Raw genomic sequence first — 1,911 nt, forward strand, 5'->3', positions numbered from 1 at the left:
GGTGCGGATCTGAGCGTCACCGGCAAGGCCGACCTGCTCAAGGCTCTCGCCCTGACGACGGCTGTGGGCGGCGGCAACGCCACCGTGAGCGTCAACCGCACCACCAGCGCCGGCTCGCTGGGTGCGACGATCGCTGACGGTTCGACGCTGAACGTCGACGGTCACGTCATCACCTTCAAGAACGCGCCGGTTCCGGGCTCGACCGGTGCTCCGAGCGTTCCGAGCGGTTATGGTGCTTCCGGCAACGTCCTCACCGACGGCGCCGGCAACTCGACGGTCTACCTGCAGGCCGGCACGATCAACGACGTGCTCAAGGCGATCGACCTTGCCACCGGCGTGCAGACCGCGACGGTCAATGCCAACGGCAGCGCGACGCTTGCGACTGCGACCGGCCAGACCAACTCGTCGATCAACGCCTCGGGTCAGCTCAAGATCTCGACCGGCGTCAACGCCGATCTGTCGATCACCGGCACCGGCAATGCGCTGAACGGGCTCGGGTTTGCCGGCAACACCGGGACTGCGACGGCGTTCACCGCGGCGCGCACCTCGGGCGTTGGTGGCCTCACCGGCAAGACCTTGACCTTCTCCGCCTTCAACGGCGGCACGGCGGTCAACGTCACCTTCGGCGACGGCACCAGCGGCACCGTCAAGACGCTCGACCAGCTCAACTCGAAGCTTCAGGCCAACAACCTGACTGCAACGATCGACGCCAACGGCTTGCTGACGGTCTCGACCACCAACGACTACGCGTCCTCGACGATCGGGTCGAGTGCCGCAGGTGGTGCGATCGGCGGCACGCTCACTTCGGCGCTGACGTTCTCGACGGCTTCCAGCCCCGTCCAGGACACGGTTGCCCAGACCTCGCGTTCGAACCTGGTCAGCCAGTACAACAACATCCTGAACCAGATCGACTCGACCTCGCAGGACTCCTCGTTCAACGGCGTCAACCTGTTGAACGGCGACCAGCTCAAGCTGGTGTTCGACGAGACCGGCAAGTCGAACCTGAGCATCACGGGCGTGACCTACAACTCCAAGGGTCTCGGTCTCGCTGCGCTGACCAGCGGTGTTGACTTCATCGACAACGCCGCCACCAACAAGGTGCTGACCAACCTGAACTCGGCATCGAGCACACTGCGCTCCGAAGCGTCGAGCCTTGGTTCAAACCTGACGATCGTGCAGGTTCGTCAGGACTTCAACAAGAACCTGATCAACGTGCTGCAGACCGGTTCGTCCAACCTGACCCTGGCCGACACCAACGTCGAAGCGGCCAACAGCCAGGCGCTGTCGACCCGCCAGTCCATCGCGGTCTCCGCGCTGTCGCTGGCCAACCAGTCGCAGCAGAGCGTGCTGCAGCTGCTCCGCTAACAAGCGGACGACATCGCAAGCAAGATCTGGCGGCGGGGCTTCGGCCCCGCCGTTTTTTTCGTTCGTCGGCCGGCATTCGCAGCCACGCAGCGCGCTGAAAAGTAACCAGCGGTTATGGTTAATGGAGAGTAAGCGCGGATAAACGCCAATGATTTCAGTCTGATTGCCGGCCGCGACCACGCCTTCCGCGCGCTTATGGTGAATCGGCGCTTATGCGGACGATGTACGTTTCACCTTTTGTTAGCCATGTCGCGGCACGCTGGCCCCGTCACTCGATCCGAAGCGATCGAACGAAGACGCGTAAACCAGAAGGGTAAGTGTTATGTCCGGTATTGTTCTCTCTGCGTCGGTTCGTCAGAACCTGCTCTCCCTCCAGTCCACCGCCGACCTCCTCGCCACCACACAGAACCGTCTGTCGACCGGCAAGAGCGTCAATTCGGCCCTGGACAATCCCACCAACTTCTTCACCGCACAGTCGCTCGACAACCGCGCCAGCGACATCAACAATCTGCTCGACGGCATCGCCAACGGCGTGCAGGTGCTGCA

1 protein-coding gene and 1 pseudogene are annotated in these 1,911 nt (G+C 63.0%); both read left to right on the forward strand.

Annotated elements, in window-relative coordinates; genetic code table 11:
• A partial coding sequence (locus tag JQ591_RS35185) for a DUF1522 domain-containing protein (RefSeq protein WP_211400543.1) occupies positions 1-1,365 on the forward strand: 1,365 nt, incomplete at its 5' end.
• 322 nt (positions 1,366-1,687) lie between these two features.
• A pseudogene (locus JQ591_RS35190) lies at positions 1,688-1,911 on the forward strand (flagellin); the annotation flags it as partial.

Origin of the sequence: Bradyrhizobium canariense (assembly GCF_018130465.1) — a bacterium.
GTDB lineage: Bacteria > Pseudomonadota > Alphaproteobacteria > Rhizobiales > Xanthobacteraceae > Bradyrhizobium > Bradyrhizobium canariense_C.